We start from the raw sequence: 18,377 nt of genomic DNA, 5'->3' as shown, positions 1-18,377 counted from the left end.
CGGCGGCCTGATGTCTGTCATTATCGATACGTTTATTGCACCACCCTGTCACGACGACATTGAGATCCTCTGGCAGGACGAGCATCTGCTGCTGATCAACAAACCTTCCGGCCTGCTTAGCCTCTCGGGAAAAAATCCGCAAAACCGTGATTCCGTTCACCATCGTCTGGTGCAAACCTTTCCTGGCTGCACGCTGGTGCATCGCCTTGATTTTGGCACCTCGGGCCTGATGGTCATTGCGCGTAACAAGGCGATTAACGCCGCGCTTTGCCACCAGTTCAGCCAGCGCGCCGTGAGCAAGGTTTACACCGCCCTGTTGTGCGGACATGTGGAACAGGACGAAGGGACCGTGGATGCCCCGATTGCCAAAGATCCGGCGCTGTTTCCGCTGATGACGATCTGTGCCCGCACAGGTAAGCCCGCTCGCTCCCGCTATCGGGTGATGGAACGTATTTATCAGGATACGACAATGCCATTGACGCGGGTAGAGCTTACCCCGGAGACCGGGCGCACCCCCCACCTGCGCATTCACTGCCAGCAGTTAGGCCACCCGATTCTGGGGTGCGATCTGTATGGTGGTCTGGAATGGCCGGGCGCGGAAGAAACGCCCCGGCTGATGCTGCATGCCAGCGTTCTGAATTTTATTCATCCGCTGAGCGGCGAGACGATAAACGCCTGTCACGCCGCGCCATTCTGAGCGGGGATTACCACATTAAATCGTCAGGGATTTTAAAGTCTGCGTACGGATCGTCTTCGTCCTGCTCTTCCTGACTCAGCGCGCTGTTAAGCACAATGCTGTCCGCATCGCGTTGGGCAATTTTATCCGCCACCACCGCCGGGATAATCGCGTAATCACAGTCGCCCTTCGCATTAATCACCAGTCGGGCAATCGCCAGACGGCCGTTGATCAGCTGGGTTTGCGTCTGCTTATCGACCTCGATTTTTTTGATCAGGTTGCCGTCGGTAAAGTTAAAGGTAATGTTGCCCTTCGCCACGGTGATGCGGTTCATCTCAATCAGCTGCTTCACCTGCGCCCTGAACTCTTTTGCCAGCACCGCCTGTTTTTGCTGTTCGCTCAGCTGCTTATCACGTTCCAGCTGGGCTTTCTTGTTCTCTTCAACAGCCTCTCTCGCCTCGCGAGCCTGGACGCGGGATTTTTTCGCCGTGCGCTGGACCTTGGCCATCTTTTTACTGCTGACTAAGCCCGCTTTCAGCATCTGCTCTTGTAGGGTGAGTTTTGTCATGTTCGTTTAAACCGGTTGGAAATGTCGGGGGATTATACCTGAATCGCGCAGTTCATGAAGAACCCTCATGTTGCAGTGAAATTAAGTCACTTCCCCTGCGCCAGGGGCTCAGGCATAAATTATGCATTGATAACGTTCCGGCAACATGAACTTAGGATGCATAACCAAATGAGTCAGGCTTTCACATTTACCCTTAAGCGCAGTTGCTTTGATGAAAATTATAACCCGTCAGAAAACACGCGTACCACCACCAACTTCGCCAACCTGGCGCGTGGCGAGAAGCGTCAGGAGAACCTGCGCAACACGCTGGTGATGATCAACAACCGCTTTAACGCGCTGGCGAGCTGGGATAACCCGAAAGCTGACCGCTATGCCGTCGAGCTGGAGATTATTTCAGTCGATATGAATATCGGCGGCGATTTTACCTTCCCGGCCATCGAAATTCTGCAAACGACAATCGTGGATAAAAAAACCCACGAGCGCATCGAAGGCATCGTCGGAAATAACTTCTCATCGTATGTTCGTGACTATGATTTCAGCGTCCTGCTGCTGGAGCATAATAAAGATCAACCCCGTTTTACCCTCCCCGAGAATTTTGGCGAGCTGCACGGCAATATCTTTAAAAGCTTCGTTCATTCTGAGGAATATCAGGCGAACTTCAAAAAAGCGCCGGTGATCTGCCTGAGCGTCTCCAGCAAAGACACCTATCGTCGTACCGGTAACCACCACCCGGTGCTGGGGTATGAGTACCAGCCGGACGGCGAGTCGCTAACGGAACAGTACTTCGCGAAGATGGGCCTGAAGGTTCGCTATTTCATGCCGGAAAACAGCGTCGCGCCTTTCGCCTTCTTCTTCACCGGCGATTTACTGCGTGATTACACCAATCTGGAGCTGATCGGCACCATCAGCACCATGGAGACGTTCCAGAAGATCTATCGACCGGAAATTTACAATGCCAATTCCGCTGCGGGACAGTGCTATCAGCCCGACCTGAATCAGCAGGATCACTCATTAACAAAAATCGTCTATGACCGTGAAGAGCGCAGCCGGCTGGCCATTGAACAGGGGAAATATACCGAAGAGCGGTTTATCAAACCCTACAAAACCCTTCTTGAGCAGTGGTCTCATCACTTCACGCTTTCATTTAATACGGATAAAAGGTTCTTCTCATGAAAACATTGCTCCCGACATCGACGGCTGGCAGCCTGCCGAAACCCACCTGGCTTGCGCAGCCGGAAACGCTCTGGTCGCCGTGGAAACTCCAGGACGAGGAATTACTTGCAGGGAAACAGGATGCGCTACGTTTGTCTCTGGATGAACAGATTCGCGCCGGGATTGATATCGTCAGCGACGGGGAACAAACTCGCCAGCATTTCGTCACAACCTTTATTGAACATCTCAGCGGCGTGGATTTTGAGAACCGTCAGACGGTACGCATCCGTAACCGTTACGATGCGAGCGTGCCGACCGTGGTAGACGCGGTGGCGCGTCAGAAACCGGTGTTTGTTGACGACGCGAAATACCTGCGCCAGCTGACGGACAAGCCGATCAAGTGGGCGCTGCCCGGCCCGATGACCATGATCGACACGCTATACGATGCTCACTATAAAAGCCGTGAAAAGCTGGCCTGGGAGTTCGCAAAAATCCTTAATCAGGAAGCCCGCGAGCTGGATGCGGCCGGTGTCGACATTATTCAGTTCGATGAACCTGCCTTTAACGTCTTTTTCGACGAGGTGAATGACTGGGGCATTGCCGCGCTGGAGCGCGCCATTGAAGGACTGAAATGCGAAACCGCGGTACATATCTGTTACGGGTACGGCATCAAAGCCAATACGGACTGGAAAAAGACGCTCGGCTCCGAGTGGCGCCAGTATGAAGAGGCGTTTCCTAAGTTGCAGACCTCAAAGATCGATATTATCTCGCTGGAGTGCCACAACTCGCGCGTACCAATGGATCTGCTGGAGCTTATCCGTGGTAAAAAAGTGATGGTCGGGGCAATTGACGTCGCCACCCAGACCATCGAAACGCCTGAAGAGGTCGCCGATACGCTGCGCAAGGCGTTGCAGTTTGTTGATGCAGATAAGCTCTATCCGTCCACCAACTGCGGTATGGCTCCCCTTTCCCGCCAGGTCGCCAACGGTAAGCTGAAGGCGTTAAGCGCCGGGGCTGACATTATCCGTCGCGAGCTTGCCCGCTAACCTTCAGGTTTGCCAGTACAGCGGCGTACCGAATCGCTCAATATAGTAATCAATCACCGCCCTGACGTTCAGGGGCGGATGACGCGCGTTCGGGTAAATCGCCGCAATCGTCAATGGCTCCGTATTAATTGAACACTCCATTTCCGGCAGCAGTGCCACCAGCTCACCGCTTTTGAGTCGTTCGCTCACCATCCAGTCCGGGAAAAGCACAACGCCCATACCGCCCAGCGCCGCAATCAGGAGCGTTTCCGCGTTATTGGAAGTCATCAGCGGTACGATGGGATAGTGAACCCACGCCTCGCCCGGCTGTCGGATCAGCCAGCGGTTAGGCCCGGACGAGCCGCGGTAAACCAGACAGTGGTGAAGGCTGAGATCGTCCGGCCCCTCGGGCGCGCCATGTTTTTGCAGATAGTCCGGCGAGGCCGCCAGATGGTAGAACTGCTGCCCGAACACCCGGGCGTGAAACGAGGAGTCCGTCAGCGCGCCGATGCGGAAGATAACGTCCGCGGCGTCACGGTGCGGATCGATAAAATCGTCGGTGAGGGTCAGTTCAATGGAGAGACGAGGGTAACGCGCCAGAAGCCCCGGCAGGCCAGGCGCGATGTGCCTCTGTCCGAAAAAGACCGGGCCATTGATACGCAGCGTGCCCGACGGCTCGCGGGCGCGTTCATCCAACTCGCGTCGCGCGTCCTCCATATTCCCGGCCATCGCCCTGGCATAGCGCACAAAAAGATGCCCGCTCTCTGTGGGCATAATCGCCCGCGTGTTGCGGTAGAAAAGCTGTTGCCCGAGGGCGTCCTCAAGCTGGTGGATCACGCGTGAGACCTGCGACGCAGAAATCCCTTCCCGCCTCGCCACCACGGAGAAATTCTGCGTTTCATAAACGTCGATGAAGATCAGCAGCGCGCGAATGCTGATATGTCCGGCATCCATTATAAATGCATTTCCTGCACAGGTGTTTCCTGCATTATGGCATTTTTCTCAATGATGTTCAGACGTAATCTTCTCCGCCTGGAAAAAGGAGAAAAAGCGTTATGCACATTATTTTAATTTTACTGGTGATTGCCGGTGGCATGGGGCTGTCCGTGGAAGCCGGGCTGCTGGGGCCGCTGGGCGCAGAGGTGGGCGACCTGTGGGCGGCGTTCAGCATATTTAGCGTGGGAACGGGGCTAACGTTTCTGCTGATGCTGTTTTTCAGCCCCCGCAACAGTCCCTCATTTTTTGCGCAGCCTTCATGGCACCTGTTGGGCGGCGTGCTCGGCCCGGTTTACGTCATCATTCTCACCATTGCCACGCCTGCGATCGGCATTGCCATGACGATGATCGGCATTCTGGCAGGCCAGGTTTTCAAAAGACTGATTATCGACCACTATGGCCTGCTGGGTACGCCGCACCGCAGGATCGATACAAAACGCATTATTGCGCTGGGATTTATCATCGCCGCGCTCATTCTCGTGGCGCAGGGGTAACGTTATGACAGTGATTATGATTATTCTGGCGGTGATTGGCGGCGCAACGCTGAGCATTCAGGCTGCCATTAACGGGCAATTAGGCAGCAGCGTGGGGGTATTCAAAAGCGCGTTTCTGACGTTTTCCGTCGGCGCGCTGGTGACCGCCCTGCTGATCTTCTTTTTTGAGCCGAAACAGGCGGTCAGCCTGATGGATGTACCCAAATGGCAGCTTCTGGGCGCCCTGTGCGGCGTGCCCTATATCGTGATTATGGTGCTCGCGGTGCAGCGCATCGGGACCGCTGTTGCCACGGTAGCGGTTATCCTGGGCCAGCTGGCCATGAGCATGCTGATTGATAACTTTGGCTGGCTGAACAATGAAGCCATTCCGTTTTCAGTGAGCCGTTTCGGGGCCGTCGTCTGCCTGAGTATTGCGCTCTTCTTCATTTACTCAAGCAGTAAACTTCAGCCCGAAGAGAATTAACCGCCCTCTTTGCGGGTAAAGAACAGCGTCACCGTGGCGACGGTGACGCCAAATTTCTTCATCTCCGTTTTATTGAACAGACGGGTACTGTCCTGCAAATACATCCAGTCATCAAAGTGCAGCAGCCAGGTTTTGCCGTCCGCCTTCACGTTCATGCTGTAGCGCCAGTTAAGGGCATTGCCCGCCGCCTGGCCTGTCGCGACACCTTCTATGTCACCCGCCGTGCCTTCATAGCGATTCTGCCCAACGCGGCGGATATGCCAGACGCGCTGCTGCTTTTCGCCGTCATCGTAGACAAAATGCTCGTTCAGGGTCAGCGTATCGCCGATAACATCCCCGGCGATCTCGACGTGAAAACGGCGGATCTGCTTACCGCTGCGATCCTGCACCATCCCCCACGCCTCGGTTTTCCCCTGGAAGTAAGTAAAAATATCAAGCCGTGGCTGCTGCTGACGATACTCTGTCACCTCGGTGCTACATCCGGCCACCAGCATCGTCAGGGCAAGCGCCACTAGCAGGAAACGTTTCATTGTGCTCCTCCAGTTAACTGCTGACGCAGTTCAGGATATTCGGTGCGGGGATCGAGCCATATCGCCAGAAAGCGTGAGCTAAACGCTGCCGTCTGGCGTGGCCCGAGTGGCGTAAATTTTTTCTGCGACGCCGTGGGGCGATACCAGAATTGTCCCTGGCCGTTATTAACCACAAACGCGAGCTGCGTGCCGGGCGTGACGTCGGGCCAGAGCGTGGACAGCATGCGTAGCCAGGCTTCACTCTGCGGCTCCTGCTGCAAAATGCCCTGCGCCTGCCACTGGTCGCGGGTCGCCTCGACCAGGTCGTCACCATCGATGTCCCGGGCATAGGTGATAATCAGCGCATTATCGCCGTCTAATCCTGTATAGCTGCCGTCGGGCGTCAGAAGCTGAGAGGTATAGACGGTAAACGGCCCCCAGGTGAGGGTGGCGTCACCCACCTTGCGCCAGCTCAGCCAGTCTGCCGCCTGCACGGTACAGGTGAAGACGGATAACGCGAGCATCAGTACCAGATTTCTCATTGTTGTCTCCCCATCAACAGGTGGAAAAACAGCATCAGCACCAGCCAGCCGGGGAACATCCAGCTGACGACGATAAAGGTCGGCTCCTGAAACGTAATGGCCCCAAGATGCTCGCCGATCAGGTAGGCTACCGGTCCGCCCAGAGTCGCCAGCACCGTCAGCAACCATCCTGGCAAGGTGGTCGTGCGGGTCAGGTGCGTCCAGACGGTGGCAAACATTAGCCACAGCGCCACCATCCATAGCGGCATCAGGGACGCGCCTGTGAACGCAATCAGCCCCGTCAGCGCCCAGAGGGCGTCCAGCAGCGCACCCGACGCCGCCAGCACAAGGGCGTATACCCGGTGTGATGGCGGTAATAACAGCCAGGCAAGCACCGCCAGCGCGATCCAGATGACCAGCCCCTGCTCGCGAAACAGCACCACCAGCGTCCAGTAGAGATCAAAACCGATGGCCAACAGAAATACCTGCCCGTAACGCTTCATACGCGTTCCGCAGTCAGCTGCACCACGCTGATGGTGCGGGCATTAAACCCGGCTTCACAGTAGCCGAGGTAGTACAGCCACATCCGCCGGAAACGGTCATCAAACCCGAGCTTTTCAATCTCCTGCCAGGCGTGAACGAAACGCTGACGCCAGTGCGCCAACGTGCGGGCGTAGTCCGGCCCCATATCGAAGAGATTACGCACCACAAAATCGGTATGGCGGGTCATCAGTTCATTCATGGCGGTGATGCTGGGCAAAAAGCCGCCGGGGAAGATGTAGCGCTGAATAAAATCGACGCTTTTGCTGTAGTCGCGATAGCGCTGATCCTGAATGGTGATGGCCTGAATCGCCATCCGCCCGCCTGGACGCAGACGCGCCTGACAGGTACGGAAAAACGTTGGCAGGTAGCGTTGGCCGACGGCTTCGATCATCTCAACCGAGACCAGTTTGTCGTAAACCCCGGTCAGATCGCGGTAGTCGCAAAGCAGCACCTCAACGCGATCCTGCAACCCTGCCCGGGCGATCCGCGCGGTGGCCCAGTGGTACTGCTCCTGCGACAGCGTGGTGGTGGTCACCCGACAGCCGTAGTGACGGGCGGCGTATTCCGCCATCGCCCCCCAGCCGGTGCCAATCTCCAGCAGATGATCGTTTGCCGTGAGCGCCAGCTGGTCGCACAGCCTGGCCATTTTCGCCTGCTGAGCCGCGTTCAAATCCTGCTCGTCCCCGTTAAACAGCGCGCTGGAGTACAGCAGGTCTTCATCAAGGAAATGGGCGTAGAAGGCGTTGCCCAGATCGTAATGGGCGGCAATATTTTCACGCGCCTGAGCGCGGGAGTTGCGCCGCATCCAGTGCCGTAGCCGCTCCACCGGTTTCCCGAGCAGGCGAAACCCTTTTTCCAGTTGCCCGAGGATTTGGCTATTACGTGCAATCAGCTCCAGCAGCGGCGTCAGGTGGGGCGTCTCCCAGTCGCCATCCATCCACGCTTGTGCCGCGGCGAGGCTGCCCCCGGTTAAAATGCGCCAGTAGACGCCCGGAGCAAGTACCTGCACCTCAGCATGAAGCGCGGCGGAGGCGTCGCCGAACTGGAACGTCTGCGCGCCTTCACGCAGCGTCAGCGAGCCACCGCGCAGACCGTTCAGCAGGCGGAAGAGCAACCATCGCGCGACGCGGACGTTGCGCGGGATATCGGGTTCAAGCGCAAAGACGGGATCGGTCATGAGCGTTCACTCCTGCTGAGGGGATGGTTATGCAGCGGCACGCGCTTCAGCCACAGCCTGAGCGCCTGCCAGTAAATGGCGAAAACGGTTTTGAGGGTCATCAACGGGATCCGCGCCAGCAGCGAACGCAGCGCTGCGCGCGTCAGCGGCGCCCGGCGCAGCGTCAGGGTGGCATCAAACACCTTCGTCTCCTGATGGTTTTCGATATGCATGCGCAGCGTGCTGTCCGGGCTGTTGAAGCGCCAGTGGTAAACCATATCAATCGGATTAAAGGGCGAGACGTGAAACGCTTTCTGCGTCGGCGGGGCGTCCCGCCCCGCTACCGCGTAGTAATGTCGTTCATTCCACGGCGTGTTACGCACTTCGGCGAGAACCCAGCGCAGAGTGTCTTCGCCGTCATAGCAGTAGTAAAAATTGACCGGGTTAAAATGAAAACCGAAATAGCGCAGCTGAGTCAGAAGCATGACCCGCCCCGCCGGACGTTCGCCGGTCAGATTTTCCAGACGCTCAAGGACACGCGCTTTGAGCGGCGTGCCCAGCGGGTAATCCGCATCATAAAATGCCGCGGGCGCAACGCGGTTACGACGCACGCCGACAGAGGGCAGCGCGTCCAGCTCATCCAGATCGAGCCACGCCATAAAGACGCTGTAGGTAAAGTGGTGCGCTTTCGGCGCAAGCCGACGATGGCGTAATGTACCGTGGTAAAGGCAGCTCTTCATCTCAGTTGCCCTCCCCGGCCGCGATAGCGTTGACCACGTCCAGCGCACTGCGCACGCCATCTTCGTGGAAGCCGTTGTACCAGTACGCGCCGCAGAACCAGCTCCGCTGGCGACCATTTATTTCTCCGCGCCGGGCCTGAGCTTGCCAGCTTTGCGGGTTAAAAAGCGGATGCTCATAGACAAAGCGGCGCAGCACATAGCGTTCTTCCACCGGCGTTTCCGGGTTGAGGGTGACGCAAAACAGCGGGCTACCTGGCGGCAGTCCCTGCAAGATATTCATGTTGTAGGTGACACAGGCGCTGGCCCGATCCTGCTCGCTGAGGCGGTAGTTCCAGCTGGCCCACGCGCGTTCGCGCACCGGCAGCCAGCGCGGATCGCGGTGAAGCACCACCTCGTTACGCTGCCAGCCGATATCACCCAGCACCTCACGTTCAGCCTGCGTTGGGCTGGCGAGCATCGCCAGCGCCTGAGCAGAGTGACAGGCGAAGATCACCTGATCGAAGGTATGAGTGACGCCTTCCCGCTCAATATCGACGCCACGATCGTGGCGAACAACCTTCTGAACCGGCGCGTTGAGGTGCAGCGTCAGGCGATCGCCAAGCTTGTCCATCATCGCGCGGATATACTCCCGGGAGCCGCCTGGCACGACGTACCACTGCGGACGATGGGTAATGTCCAGCAGACCGTGGTTTTCAAAAAAGCGTAAAAAGAGCGGCAGCGGAAAGCGTTTCATCTCCTGTAGCGACGACGACCAGATAGCCGCTCCCATTGGCAGGATGTAGTGGCGCGCAAAAAAGGGCGTAAAGCGGTGCTGGCGCAGGAACGTTTCCAGCGTGGCGGATCCATCGACTTCGCCCCGGAGCGTCTGTTTCGCCAGCCGGTTAAAGCGCACGATCTCCTTCAGTAGCGTCCAGAAGGCAGGGTTCAGCAGATTACGACGCTGGGCGAACAGCGACGTCAGCGTGTGGCCGTTGTACTCCAGCCCGCTCTGCGGGTTATGTACCGAAAAACTCATCTGCGTTTTTTGCCCGCTGATGCCCAGTTCGCTGAGCAGCCCCATGAAGCGCGGATAGGTGCGGTCGTTGTAGACGATAAAACCGGTATCGATGGCAAAGGTACCCTGGGGCGTGTCGACATCTACCGTTGCAGTATGGCCGCCCGGGGTGGCCTGCGCCTCAAACACCGTGATCTGATGATGTCCGGCGAGCCGCCAGGCACAGGTTAACCCGGCGATGCCGCTGCCGATAATTGCGATTTTCATGGTCGCACCATCCTGCGCAGCAGTGCGCGCTGAAGTACATCGGGCAGGCCGGAAAGCAGGCGCAGCGCCAGGCTGAACCCGGCGGGAAACGCGATGTGATCCTTCCCTTTTGCCAGACCGCGACGAATGGCGTGGACGGCGTCCCCCACGCTGACCCGGCCCGGCATCGGGAAATCGTTTTTGCGGGTCAGCGGCGTGTCGACAAAACCGGGTGAAACGACCGTGACGGCAATCCCTTTCGGTTCCCAGTCGAGGCGCAGCGTGTCGGCAAACCAGGTTAACGCCGCTTTAGAGGCCCCATAGGCTTCGGCTCGCTGGAAGTGAAGCCAGTGCGCCATCGAACTGACCAGCACCACGCGGTTGCCGGATACCAGTTGCGGCTGCAACGCCGCAAGGCAGTTTACCGGCCCCATGAAATTGGTGGTCATGACCCGCGCCACCAGCTCGGCATCCACCTCGCCGCGGTCGAGATACTCGCAGGTTCCGGCGCAGAGAATCACCGTGTCGGCAGCACAGTCCGCCAGCGCCTGGCGACAGGCGTCCCTGTCTGTCATATCGAACAGGCGCACCGTGATGTTGGGGCTGTGCTGATGCACAGCGGCCAGACGTTGCGCATCGCGCCCGCAGGCAATCACCCGGTAACCATCGTCGGCAAAAGATTTCGCCAGCCCCGCCCCGATGCCCGAGCTTGCGCCGGTGATCAGAACCGTTTTCATGATTTCACTCTCCGCTTCACGCCGCGTACGGCCCAGCCGAGTATCGGGAGATGTTCGTAAATCATCTCTCCGGCATCGTAGTAATCCCGCTGGCGAACAATGCGATCGTCGCGCATGTCTACCACGGAGCAGCCCGGCAGCTGTCGCACTGCACCCCGGGTAATACGCGGGTGCGACCAGTGCATCATCCAGGTGACCACAAAGCGATCGCCCTGCTGCAACGGCGCATCAACGGTAAAGCGACAGTGCTGGACGTTAGCCAGCAAGTGGGTGAAATAGCGCTGGATCGCGAACACCCCGCTATGTTCGCCAAAGGGATCGATAAGCGTGGCATCGGCGCGATAAATCCCCGCCAGCGCCGAAGGTGGCTGGGTATCCAGCGTGGCGTAGTAATCAACGAACCGACTGATGACGGACGGCAACGTGCTCATGGGTCACATCCTGGGTGTAAACAACGTAGCGAAATCGCATAATTTAAACTTACACAATTAACGTTATTTGTCCAAGTTTGCGCAGATATATTTTTTATTCTTATTATTTTTCAAAGACCTGAAATGTTACCTCGCGCAACCATTTTGTGCATAAAGTTTAATTTCGCCGCCAGGCTGCCGTTTTTTTAGGGATAACCTTAAGGCAAAGGTGCCATTTATCTTCCAGACTTATCCTTTTAATTCATAAGGATGTCACGCGATGAAACATTTACTGATGACGCTCTTTTCCAGCCCGGAATCCTTGTTGCAGGTCATGAGTCACCAGGAAATTATCGAAGCCGTAGAGGATGGCGACCACATCATCATCGATCAGGATGGAAACGCCTCGGTTAACTACAAAAGCCACGAGGTGCGGCAGGACTTTCTGCGCCATGTCAACGCGCTGAAGAGGGCCTGAAATGGGAACGGCAATATTCATGGTATTGATGGTATGCGGGTACTGGTACACCAGCCGCGACCTCTCAACACGGTTTAAAATCAAGCGCTCCTTTGGCTGGGACGTCTATTTTCTTGTGGCGCTGTATGGCTGTATTTTTGTTCTTCAGGGAGTGATCGCCACCGGCCTGTTGTGGCTGCTGTTGTTCGCCCTCTCCGCCGCCGATAACACGTTCCATTTCACGTCTGCAAAATATGCCGACTGGCAAATTGATTTTATGAACTGGAGCTTCCTGGGGATTCAGGCCCCGGTGGTGGTAATGCTGACCTTCGCGATCCTGTTCTGTCTCTACCGCTCGAACTGGGCCGGGAGCGCGCGGCTGGACGGCGAAGGCCGAAAAAAGCTCTACAAGCGGCTGGCGCAATCGAGCGGGATTGAACAGCTGCTCTATCAGTGCATGGAGGAAGGTGAACTGGCGCACGTCACGCTGAAATCGCGGCGGATCTATATTGGGATGATCCATACCGCCACGCTGGAGTATGAAAAAACGGCCAATATCGTGCTTATTCCGATGCTGAGCGGCTACCGTGACGGGAAAAACATGCAGCTCTGTATCGAACATAACTACAGCAAATGGTATGCCGAGCATGACATTACGCTCGATTCAGAGCCCAAAAGCGCCATGGATTTTCGCAAAGTGATCATGCTGGATCAGATCGAGAGTATTTCGCTGTTCGATCCGGCAAGCGCCAGCGCGCTGGCAATGCGTGAATAAAAAAATGGCGCCTTATCGCAACAAGGCGCCAGGATTAACCAGGATGAACGCTAAACTTATGGCGTCACAATATTGAACCAGAAGTCAAATGTGTCCATGTAGCTCAGCATCTCTTCCAGCTTCGCCCCGTTTCCGCTCACCTTCACGTCACCCTTATCCATCGCCTGCTTCAGCGTCTCTTTCTTAAGGATGATGTTGTTCAGCGTGGTACGGTCCAGCGTGATGGTTGCGTCAGCATCCTTCGCCTGCGCGTTGGCGGTATGGTTCAGCACGCCGTTTTCCAGCTCCAGCTTGTATTTGCCGCCATCCTTACCGAGATCGACATTGAAGATCGCCTTCGCGTTACCGGCCCGTACCCCGTTGATGTGCACACCCAGGTAGTCGAAGAACATTTCCGGGGTCATCGCCCGCACGGTATCCGGGCTGGCGGTGTTCGGCGTCGGCAGCTTCTTCACGCCATTACGCAGTTCTTGCGCGCCGGTCAGGTAGAAGTTACGCCAGGTGCCCGCTTCCGCCTGGTAACCTAACTGCTCCAGCGCGTCGGCTTCCAGATTACGGGCAGCCTGGTTGTTAGGATCGGCAAAGACCACTTTGCTGACCACCTGAGCAACCCAACGGTAATTACCCTGCTGATAATCCGCTTTGGCTTTCTGCATGATGGCATCAGCGCCGCCCATGTACTGCACGAACTTCTTCGCAGCCAGTTCAGGCGGCAGCTCGTCGAGGGTTGCCGGGTTGCCGTCGAACCATCCGAGATAAAACACGTAGGTGGCTTTGACGTCGTGGCTAACGGAGCCGTAGTAACCGCGGCTCGCCCACTGTTTTTCCAGCGATTCCGGCAGTTTAAACTCGGCGGCGATCTCGTCGCGGGTGAGCCCCTTGTTTGCCATACGCAGGGTCTGGTCGTTGATGTAGCGATACATATCGCGCTGGCCTTTCATCAGCTTGACGATATTCTCGTTGCCCCAGGTCGGCCAGTGGTGCTGCGCAATAATCACTTCCGCGTCCGCCCCCCAGCGCTCAATGGCAGCGTTGATGTACTTAGACCAGGCCAGCGGGTCGCGGATTTTCGCGCCGCGCAGGGAGTAGGTGTTGTGCAGAGTATGGGTCACGTCCTCTGCGGCCTCGATCATTTTCTTCTCTTTGACATACCACAGCATCTCCGACGGAGCTTCTGAACCCGGTGCCATCATAAAGTCGTAGGTCAAACCGTCGATCACTTCTTCCTGACCGGTATGGGTAATGTAGTCGGTCGGCGGGATGAGGGTGACAGTACCCGCAGAGGTGGTGGTGCCAAGGCCTGCACCCACCTGGCCTTTTGCATTCGGCTTCAGCAGGTTGCCGTACATATAGCTCGCACGGCGGCTCATCGCGTTTCCGGCCATAATGTTTTCGGAAACAGCCTCTTTCATAAAGCCATCCGGCGCGTAGATTTTCACTTTGCCAGACTTGACGTCAGCTTCGTCAACCACGCCGCGCAGGCCGCCATAGTGGTCAACGTGGCTGTGGGTGATCACCACAGCGACGACCGGTTTCTTGCCGCGGTTTGCATAGTAGAGATCCAGCGCTTCTTTCGCCGGTTCAGCGCTTAACAGCGGGTCGATAACGGTAATGCCCTTCTCGCCCTCAATGATGGTCATGTTGGAGAGATCGAGATTACGGATCTGATACACGCCGTCGGTGACCTTAAACAGCCCGCCAATGTTGATCAACTGTGACTGACGCCACAGGCTCGGGTTTACCGTATCCGGGGCTTTCTCACCCTCTTTCACGAAATCATATTTCGCCGGGTTCCAGATAACGTTCCCCTGCTCGCCTTTAATCATGTTTTGTGGCAGCGGGGCGATAAAACCTTTATGGGCGTTCTCAAAGTCGGTTTTATCGGCAAACGGTAATTTGTTATACAGGGCGTTATTTACCTGCCGGGTCGTGGCAGTGGCATCCTGCGGCTGCACTTCCGCAAACGCGGAAAGCGACAGCGACGTCAACACACCGGCAAGCGCCAGATGTTTAGCAATTAGGGTTAATTTCATTGAATGGCCTCATAGATTAATTGCGCCGCCTGGATATTTACTGTTGGCGGATAATTTTAATGCGAACTCATTGACGACCATTCTAAACAGAATACCTTTCCATCATAGTCCCATATGGGACTGGTTATTTATGGGTTCGTAATTCGGGGCCTATTGCTGCTATACTCGCTACCACGGCAAACGTTGCGGGGAGAGGCTTAGCGTGAATTTTCAGGATATCCATACCTATTATCAGCAACTCAATATTGGGCAATTTTTTCCGCACATGCTTTGTAAAGGCGAGGCCTTAACCGTTGCCGCAAATAAAAAACTCACCGTCGAGCCTGGCTATATCTATTTTTGCACTGAAGGGTCGCTGACGATATTAATGCCTGATGATGGCCTTAATATTGGCAATACTATCGAGTATATGCCGATAGGGTTAATGGAAAGGTATTGTCCACTGGCGAAGTATGAATATCGCAGCAGTGCGAAGGTGAAGCTGGTGAGAATATCCTGGGTCGACTTCGACCAGATATTTTTCCAGGGCGGGCCTGAACGCATGCAGGCGCTGGCCACCATACTGACCTACATGTCCATATTTACCATCGACCTGCACAATGAACGCAGGCAGGTCACCAGCTACCAGACCATCAAACCAATGCTGTACCGCTATCTCTATCGGCAGGAGACCCACACGGGAGAGAATGAGGGCCTGGCGCTGTTTATCATCAAGCGCACTAACCTGTCACGAACGCATGTCTTTCGCGTGCTGGCAGATCTTAAAGCCGGGGGATATATCACCATGAAGCGCGGAAAGCTGGTGTCGATTGACCGGCCCCTGCCGGATGCGTATTGAGCTCATTTTCACGCCTTGATCAACGTGCGGGAGCGAACAGCCTTATTTATCCCGGCCAGCCGACTTAGGCCGTAAATTCTCATCGAAGACCAGCCGTTTGCGTCCTGGCTCTTCTTCACGCAGCGGCTCCACCTGGTGCAGCGTCTGCTTACAACGGTCCACCAGCACCTGATACTCCCGCGTGCCCTGCTTTTTCCACTCTATTTCCTGCGCACTTAGCTCACGAATCGCTTTCGCCGGACTGCCAAGAATTAAGTGATTCGCAGGCATTTCCGCTTTGGCCTTCACAAACGCCGCCGCCCCAACGATGCTGTTTTCGCCGATCGTCGCCCCGTCCATCACGACCGCATTCATCCCCACCAGCGCATTACGGCGGATAATGCAGCCGTGCAGGATCGCGCTGTGGCCGATATGCCCGTCCTCTTCCACCACCGTGTCCTGCTCCGGAAAACCGTGCATCACGCAGTTATCCTGGATGTTCGCGCCGTCTTTCACCACGATCCGGCCAAAATCGCCGCGCAGGCTGGCGTTGGGCCCCACGTAAACGCCTTTGCCGAGGATCACGTCGCCAATCAGCACCGCGGTCGGGTGAACATAGCTCTCTTCAGGCACGACCGGCGTCAGACCATCAATTTGATAAACAGGCATACCCTCTCCTTATGTGATATTCAGACCACCAAAACGCTGGTGATAAAGCGTGCCGGGAGCGGGCAGCTCGCCCACAGAGGTTTCCCCCTTCTCACTGACAAACGCCAGGGCTCCCGCCGCCACGCGCTGGTAGATATTAATGCACAGCTGTCGCGCGCTCTGTCCCGCCCAGTGCGCAGGAAGTAACTCCTCCGGCAACAGCGGATCTTTCAGCACCACGCGACGATAAAAATGAATGAGTAACAGCTGGATCTGGAAGCAGCGTTCCGGGGTCAAATCCTCAGGCGGCGTTTCTTTCAGCAGCGGCAACAGCGGACGGAACGAGTTGATAAACGTTTCGTACATCGCGTTTTGTTCGGTCAACTGCCAGCACTCTTCCACGCGGGCTCGTAACGCCGCACGTGATAAGGCCAGCGGTGAATGGGCCTCAAAGAAAATGACGTTTTCCGCCACGCCCGCGTCATGCAGCAGAGACTGCACGTCCGCCAGGTTCTGCGACGGCGAGGCCATCAGGCTCGGCGCCAGCGTGCCGAACCCTTGCCAGATGAGCTGTTTTTTCACGTCCGCGAGGGTGGTTTTATCCAGCCCCTCGGAGAGCAGCAGCAGCCATTTACCATCCCACGCCGGCAGTTCCGCAAGGTAGATTTTATTTTCCGCGCGGCGGGTCAAACGCAGCCCCTTGTCGCTGAGACGGTAAAAGCTGCGGCGGCCAATGCGGGACACGTCCAGCCAGCCCTCTTTGTTGAGGCGAAACAGCGCGGTGCGCACAAAGCGCTCGCCAAATCCCATCCCTTCCAGCAGGGCCGCCAGGCTGCCGAGCCAGATCTCTCCGCCGCGGTGCGAAAGCGCGTCGCCATACAGTGAGGAGATAAGCGACGTTCCGCTGACGGGAACAGAGCTGACTGCATGCTGGATAAAGGCATCAAGTTTATTCATGTGATTCATTCTGTTGTTATTTTTTTCCTGGATGAATCATAGCATACGAATCTGGGGTGTACCCTCTCCCAAAGGGAGAGGGAACTTAATACACCCTCTCCCTTTGGGAGAGGGCTGGGGTGAGGAGAATTCAACCGTTGGCTGCCACTTTACGCAAATCAAACACCCGGCAAGCTTTACCCTCGGAGCGCGGTATGCTGCCACAGTTAACGATCATCACGTCGGTCGAGATCCCCACCATCGATTTAATCCGATGACGCAGCTGATGGCAGACCTGACAGCGCTGCTCATGGGTCAGCGTTAAGCTGCTCTGTTTCAGCTCGACCTTCACCGAAAGTGAATCAAGATGCCCGCGGCGGTTCACCTCCAGCTGATAGTGTGGCGAAAGATGTTCGAACTTAACGATCTCCTCTTCCAGCTGTGACGGGAAGACGTTCACGCCGCGAATGATGAGCATGTCGTCGCTGCGCCCGCTGATGCGATCCATCCGGCGCATGGTGCGTGCAGTGCCCGGCAGCAGGCGCGTCAGGTCGCGGGTGCGGTAGCGGATCACCGGCAGCGCCTCTTTGGTCAGGGTGGTGAACAGCAGTTCGCCCTGCTCGCCGTCGGCCAGCGGCGTGCCGTCATTCGGGTTGACGATCTCCGGGTAGAAGTGATCTTCCCAGATGGTCGGGCCGTCAGCGGTTTCAAGACACTCCATCGCCACGCCCGGCCCCATCACTTCGGAGAGACCATAGATATCCAGCGCGGTAATGCCCAGCCGTTTTTCAATTTCGCGGCGCATCGCCTGCGTCCACGGCTCGGCGCCAAACACGCCGACGCGCAGGGAACAGGCGCTGGCGTCACCGCCCATCTGACGCTCCAGCTCTTCAATTAAATTCAGGCAGTATGAGGGCGTCACCATGATCATATCCGGCTGAAAATCGCGGATCAGCTGCGCCTGCTTCTCCGTCTGGCCGCCGGACATCGGGATCACCGTCGCACCCAGACGCTCGGCACCGTAGTGCGCCCCCAGCCCGCCCGTGAAAAGCCCGTAGCCGTAGGCCACGTGAATTTTATCCTTCGCGCTGCCCCCGGCGGCGCGCAGGGAACGGGCAACGATATTGGCCCAGTTGTCGATATCATTCTGGGTATATCCCACCACGGTCGGCTTTCCGGTGGTGCCCGACGAGGCGTGGATGCGCACCACCTGCTCCATCGGCACCGCAAAGGTATCGAACGGGTAGTTGTCGCGCAGATCCTGCTTGGTGGTGCACGGGAATTTTTGCAGGTCCGCCAGCTCGTTAAAATCGTCAGGGTGAACGCCCGCGGCGTCAAACTTGCGTTTGTACATCGGAACGTTGTTGTAGGCGTGGTTCAGCGTCCACTTCAGGCGCGCGGTCTGCAACGCCTGCAATTCATCAATGGACGCGGTTTCGATCGGATCAAGCTTTGTTGTATTTATCATCGCAGGGTACTCA

22 protein-coding genes are annotated in these 18,377 nt (G+C 56.7%); 8 read left to right on the top strand and 14 right to left on the bottom strand.

Translation table 11 applies throughout. From position 1 onward, the window contains the following. The first annotated feature begins 10 nt into the window (after window positions 1-10). Window positions 11-697 (top strand): RluA family pseudouridine synthase, encoded by a 687-nt coding sequence (locus ACOTX1_RS08000; protein ID WP_023314107.1) that lies wholly within the window; start codon window positions 11-13, stop codon window positions 695-697. Window positions 698-704: 7 nt separating this feature from the next. Here ACOTX1_RS08000 and ACOTX1_RS07995 read toward each other — a convergent pair whose 3' ends face one another. Then, window positions 705-1,244, bottom strand: a complete 540-nt coding sequence (locus ACOTX1_RS07995) for a DUF2058 domain-containing protein (protein WP_003857300.1) — start codon at window positions 1,242-1,244, stop codon at window positions 705-707. 168 nt (window positions 1,245-1,412) lie between these two features. On the opposite strand from ACOTX1_RS07995, the gene ACOTX1_RS07990 reads away from it, so the two are divergent. Together ACOTX1_RS07990 and ACOTX1_RS07985 are read left to right on the top strand one after the other, a co-directional pair. Further along, complete coding sequence (locus ACOTX1_RS07990; RefSeq protein WP_022651153.1) at window positions 1,413-2,417, top strand: DUF1852 domain-containing protein; 1,005 nt, start codon at window positions 1,413-1,415, stop codon at window positions 2,415-2,417. Next, on the top strand, window positions 2,414-3,442 hold the full coding sequence (locus ACOTX1_RS07985) for a methionine synthase (protein ID WP_023314106.1): 1,029 nt from the start codon (window positions 2,414-2,416) through the stop codon (window positions 3,440-3,442). The genes ACOTX1_RS07990 and ACOTX1_RS07985 overlap by 4 nt, the downstream gene beginning before the upstream one ends. Before the next feature lie 3 nt (window positions 3,443-3,445). Here ACOTX1_RS07985 and ACOTX1_RS07980 read toward each other — a convergent pair whose 3' ends face one another. Beyond that, window positions 3,446-4,378 (bottom strand): LysR family transcriptional regulator, encoded by a 933-nt coding sequence (locus ACOTX1_RS07980; RefSeq protein ID WP_032634166.1) that lies wholly within the window; start codon window positions 4,376-4,378, stop codon window positions 3,446-3,448. A 98-nt stretch (window positions 4,379-4,476) separates the two neighbouring features. Here ACOTX1_RS07980 and ACOTX1_RS07975 point away from each other — a divergent pair, with 98 nt between their 5' ends. Then, a complete protein-coding gene (locus tag ACOTX1_RS07975; RefSeq protein ID WP_263521975.1) occupies window positions 4,477-4,911 on the top strand; it encodes a DMT family transporter in 435 nt (144 codons plus the stop codon). A gap of 4 nt (window positions 4,912-4,915) precedes the next feature. Continuing rightward, the gene (locus tag ACOTX1_RS07970) at window positions 4,916-5,374 is read left to right on the top strand and encodes a DMT family transporter (protein ID WP_023314104.1); all 459 of its coding nucleotides are present in this window, start codon (window positions 4,916-4,918) and stop codon (window positions 5,372-5,374) included. Here ACOTX1_RS07970 and ACOTX1_RS07965 read toward each other — a convergent pair. The 8 genes from ACOTX1_RS07965 to ACOTX1_RS07930 are packed head-to-tail and all read right to left on the bottom strand — an operon-like array spanning window position 5,371 to window position 11,251. After that, entirely contained in the window at window positions 5,371-5,904 is a 534-nt protein-coding gene (locus ACOTX1_RS07965; RefSeq protein ID WP_023314103.1) for a DUF3833 domain-containing protein, read from the bottom strand. The two genes, ACOTX1_RS07970 and ACOTX1_RS07965, sit on opposite strands and share 4 nt — an antisense overlap. Then, a complete protein-coding gene (locus tag ACOTX1_RS07960) occupies window positions 5,901-6,425 on the bottom strand; it encodes a hypothetical protein (RefSeq protein ID WP_023314102.1) in 525 nt (174 codons plus the stop codon). Before ACOTX1_RS07960 ends, ACOTX1_RS07965 begins: the two co-directional genes overlap by 4 nt. After that, on the bottom strand, window positions 6,422-6,907 hold the full coding sequence (locus tag ACOTX1_RS07955) for a DUF2878 domain-containing protein (protein ID WP_003857308.1): 486 nt from the start codon (window positions 6,905-6,907) through the stop codon (window positions 6,422-6,424). The genes ACOTX1_RS07960 and ACOTX1_RS07955 overlap by 4 nt, the downstream gene beginning before the upstream one ends. Beyond that, window positions 6,904-8,124, bottom strand: coding sequence for an SAM-dependent methyltransferase (locus ACOTX1_RS07950; protein ID WP_003857310.1), 1,221 nt, complete (start codon window positions 8,122-8,124; stop codon window positions 6,904-6,906). Before ACOTX1_RS07950 ends, ACOTX1_RS07955 begins: the two co-directional genes overlap by 4 nt. Next, window positions 8,121-8,843: a DUF1365 domain-containing protein gene (locus ACOTX1_RS07945; RefSeq protein WP_023314100.1), complete on the bottom strand. Its 723-nt coding sequence runs from the start codon at window positions 8,841-8,843 to the stop codon at window positions 8,121-8,123. Before ACOTX1_RS07945 ends, ACOTX1_RS07950 begins: the two co-directional genes overlap by 4 nt. A 1-nt stretch (window position 8,844) precedes the next feature. Next, entirely contained in the window at window positions 8,845-10,104 is a 1,260-nt protein-coding gene (locus ACOTX1_RS07940) for an NAD(P)/FAD-dependent oxidoreductase (protein WP_023314099.1), read from the bottom strand. Further along, window positions 10,101-10,820 (bottom strand): SDR family NAD(P)-dependent oxidoreductase, encoded by a 720-nt coding sequence (locus ACOTX1_RS07935; protein WP_023314098.1) that lies wholly within the window; start codon window positions 10,818-10,820, stop codon window positions 10,101-10,103. Before ACOTX1_RS07935 ends, ACOTX1_RS07940 begins: the two co-directional genes overlap by 4 nt. Next, on the bottom strand, window positions 10,817-11,251 hold the full coding sequence (locus tag ACOTX1_RS07930) for a nuclear transport factor 2 family protein (protein WP_023314097.1): 435 nt from the start codon (window positions 11,249-11,251) through the stop codon (window positions 10,817-10,819). The genes ACOTX1_RS07935 and ACOTX1_RS07930 overlap by 4 nt, the downstream gene beginning before the upstream one ends. A gap of 259 nt (window positions 11,252-11,510) precedes the next feature. Here ACOTX1_RS07930 and ACOTX1_RS07925 point away from each other — a divergent pair, with 259 nt between their 5' ends. Continuing rightward, a complete protein-coding gene (locus tag ACOTX1_RS07925; protein WP_023314096.1) occupies window positions 11,511-11,708 on the top strand; it encodes a hypothetical protein in 198 nt (65 codons plus the stop codon). Between the two features lies 1 nt (window position 11,709). Next, window positions 11,710-12,462 carry a hypothetical protein gene (locus ACOTX1_RS07920; RefSeq protein WP_022651152.1) on the top strand — a complete coding sequence of 251 codons (753 nt, stop codon included), beginning with the start codon at window positions 11,710-11,712 and terminating at the stop codon, window positions 12,460-12,462. 56 nt (window positions 12,463-12,518) lie between these two features. On the opposite strand, the gene ACOTX1_RS07915 is transcribed toward ACOTX1_RS07920, so the two are convergent. Further along, window positions 12,519-14,495, bottom strand: a complete 1,977-nt coding sequence (locus tag ACOTX1_RS07915) for an alkyl/aryl-sulfatase (protein WP_023314095.1) — start codon at window positions 14,493-14,495, stop codon at window positions 12,519-12,521. Between the two features lie 202 nt (window positions 14,496-14,697). On the opposite strand from ACOTX1_RS07915, the gene ACOTX1_RS07910 reads away from it, so the two are divergent. Further along, the gene (locus ACOTX1_RS07910) at window positions 14,698-15,333 is read left to right on the top strand and encodes a helix-turn-helix domain-containing protein (RefSeq protein ID WP_003857323.1); all 636 of its coding nucleotides are present in this window, start codon (window positions 14,698-14,700) and stop codon (window positions 15,331-15,333) included. Between the two features lie 42 nt (window positions 15,334-15,375). Here the strand turns inward: ACOTX1_RS07910 and paaY are convergent, their stop codons facing one another. The 3 genes from paaY to paaK all read right to left on the bottom strand — a co-directional run bounded on the left by paaY (window position 15,376) and on the right by paaK (window position 18,364). Then, on the bottom strand, window positions 15,376-15,981 hold the full coding sequence (gene paaY / locus ACOTX1_RS07905) for a phenylacetic acid degradation protein PaaY (protein WP_006810541.1): 606 nt from the start codon (window positions 15,979-15,981) through the stop codon (window positions 15,376-15,378). A gap of 9 nt (window positions 15,982-15,990) precedes the next feature. After that, the gene (gene paaX / locus ACOTX1_RS07900; protein ID WP_032634165.1) at window positions 15,991-16,926 is read right to left on the bottom strand and encodes a phenylacetic acid degradation operon negative regulatory protein PaaX; all 936 of its coding nucleotides are present in this window, start codon (window positions 16,924-16,926) and stop codon (window positions 15,991-15,993) included. A 121-nt stretch (window positions 16,927-17,047) separates the two neighbouring features. Then, window positions 17,048-18,364: a phenylacetate--CoA ligase PaaK gene (paaK, locus tag ACOTX1_RS07895; protein WP_022648028.1), complete on the bottom strand. Its 1,317-nt coding sequence runs from the start codon at window positions 18,362-18,364 to the stop codon at window positions 17,048-17,050. Between the last annotated feature and the right edge of the window lie 13 nt (window positions 18,365-18,377).

Origin of the sequence: Enterobacter cloacae complex sp. IR5401 (assembly GCF_049238425.1) — a bacterium.
GTDB lineage: Bacteria > Pseudomonadota > Gammaproteobacteria > Enterobacterales > Enterobacteriaceae > Enterobacter > Enterobacter hormaechei_C.
This window is presented reverse-complemented; position numbering and strand designations above follow the sequence as displayed.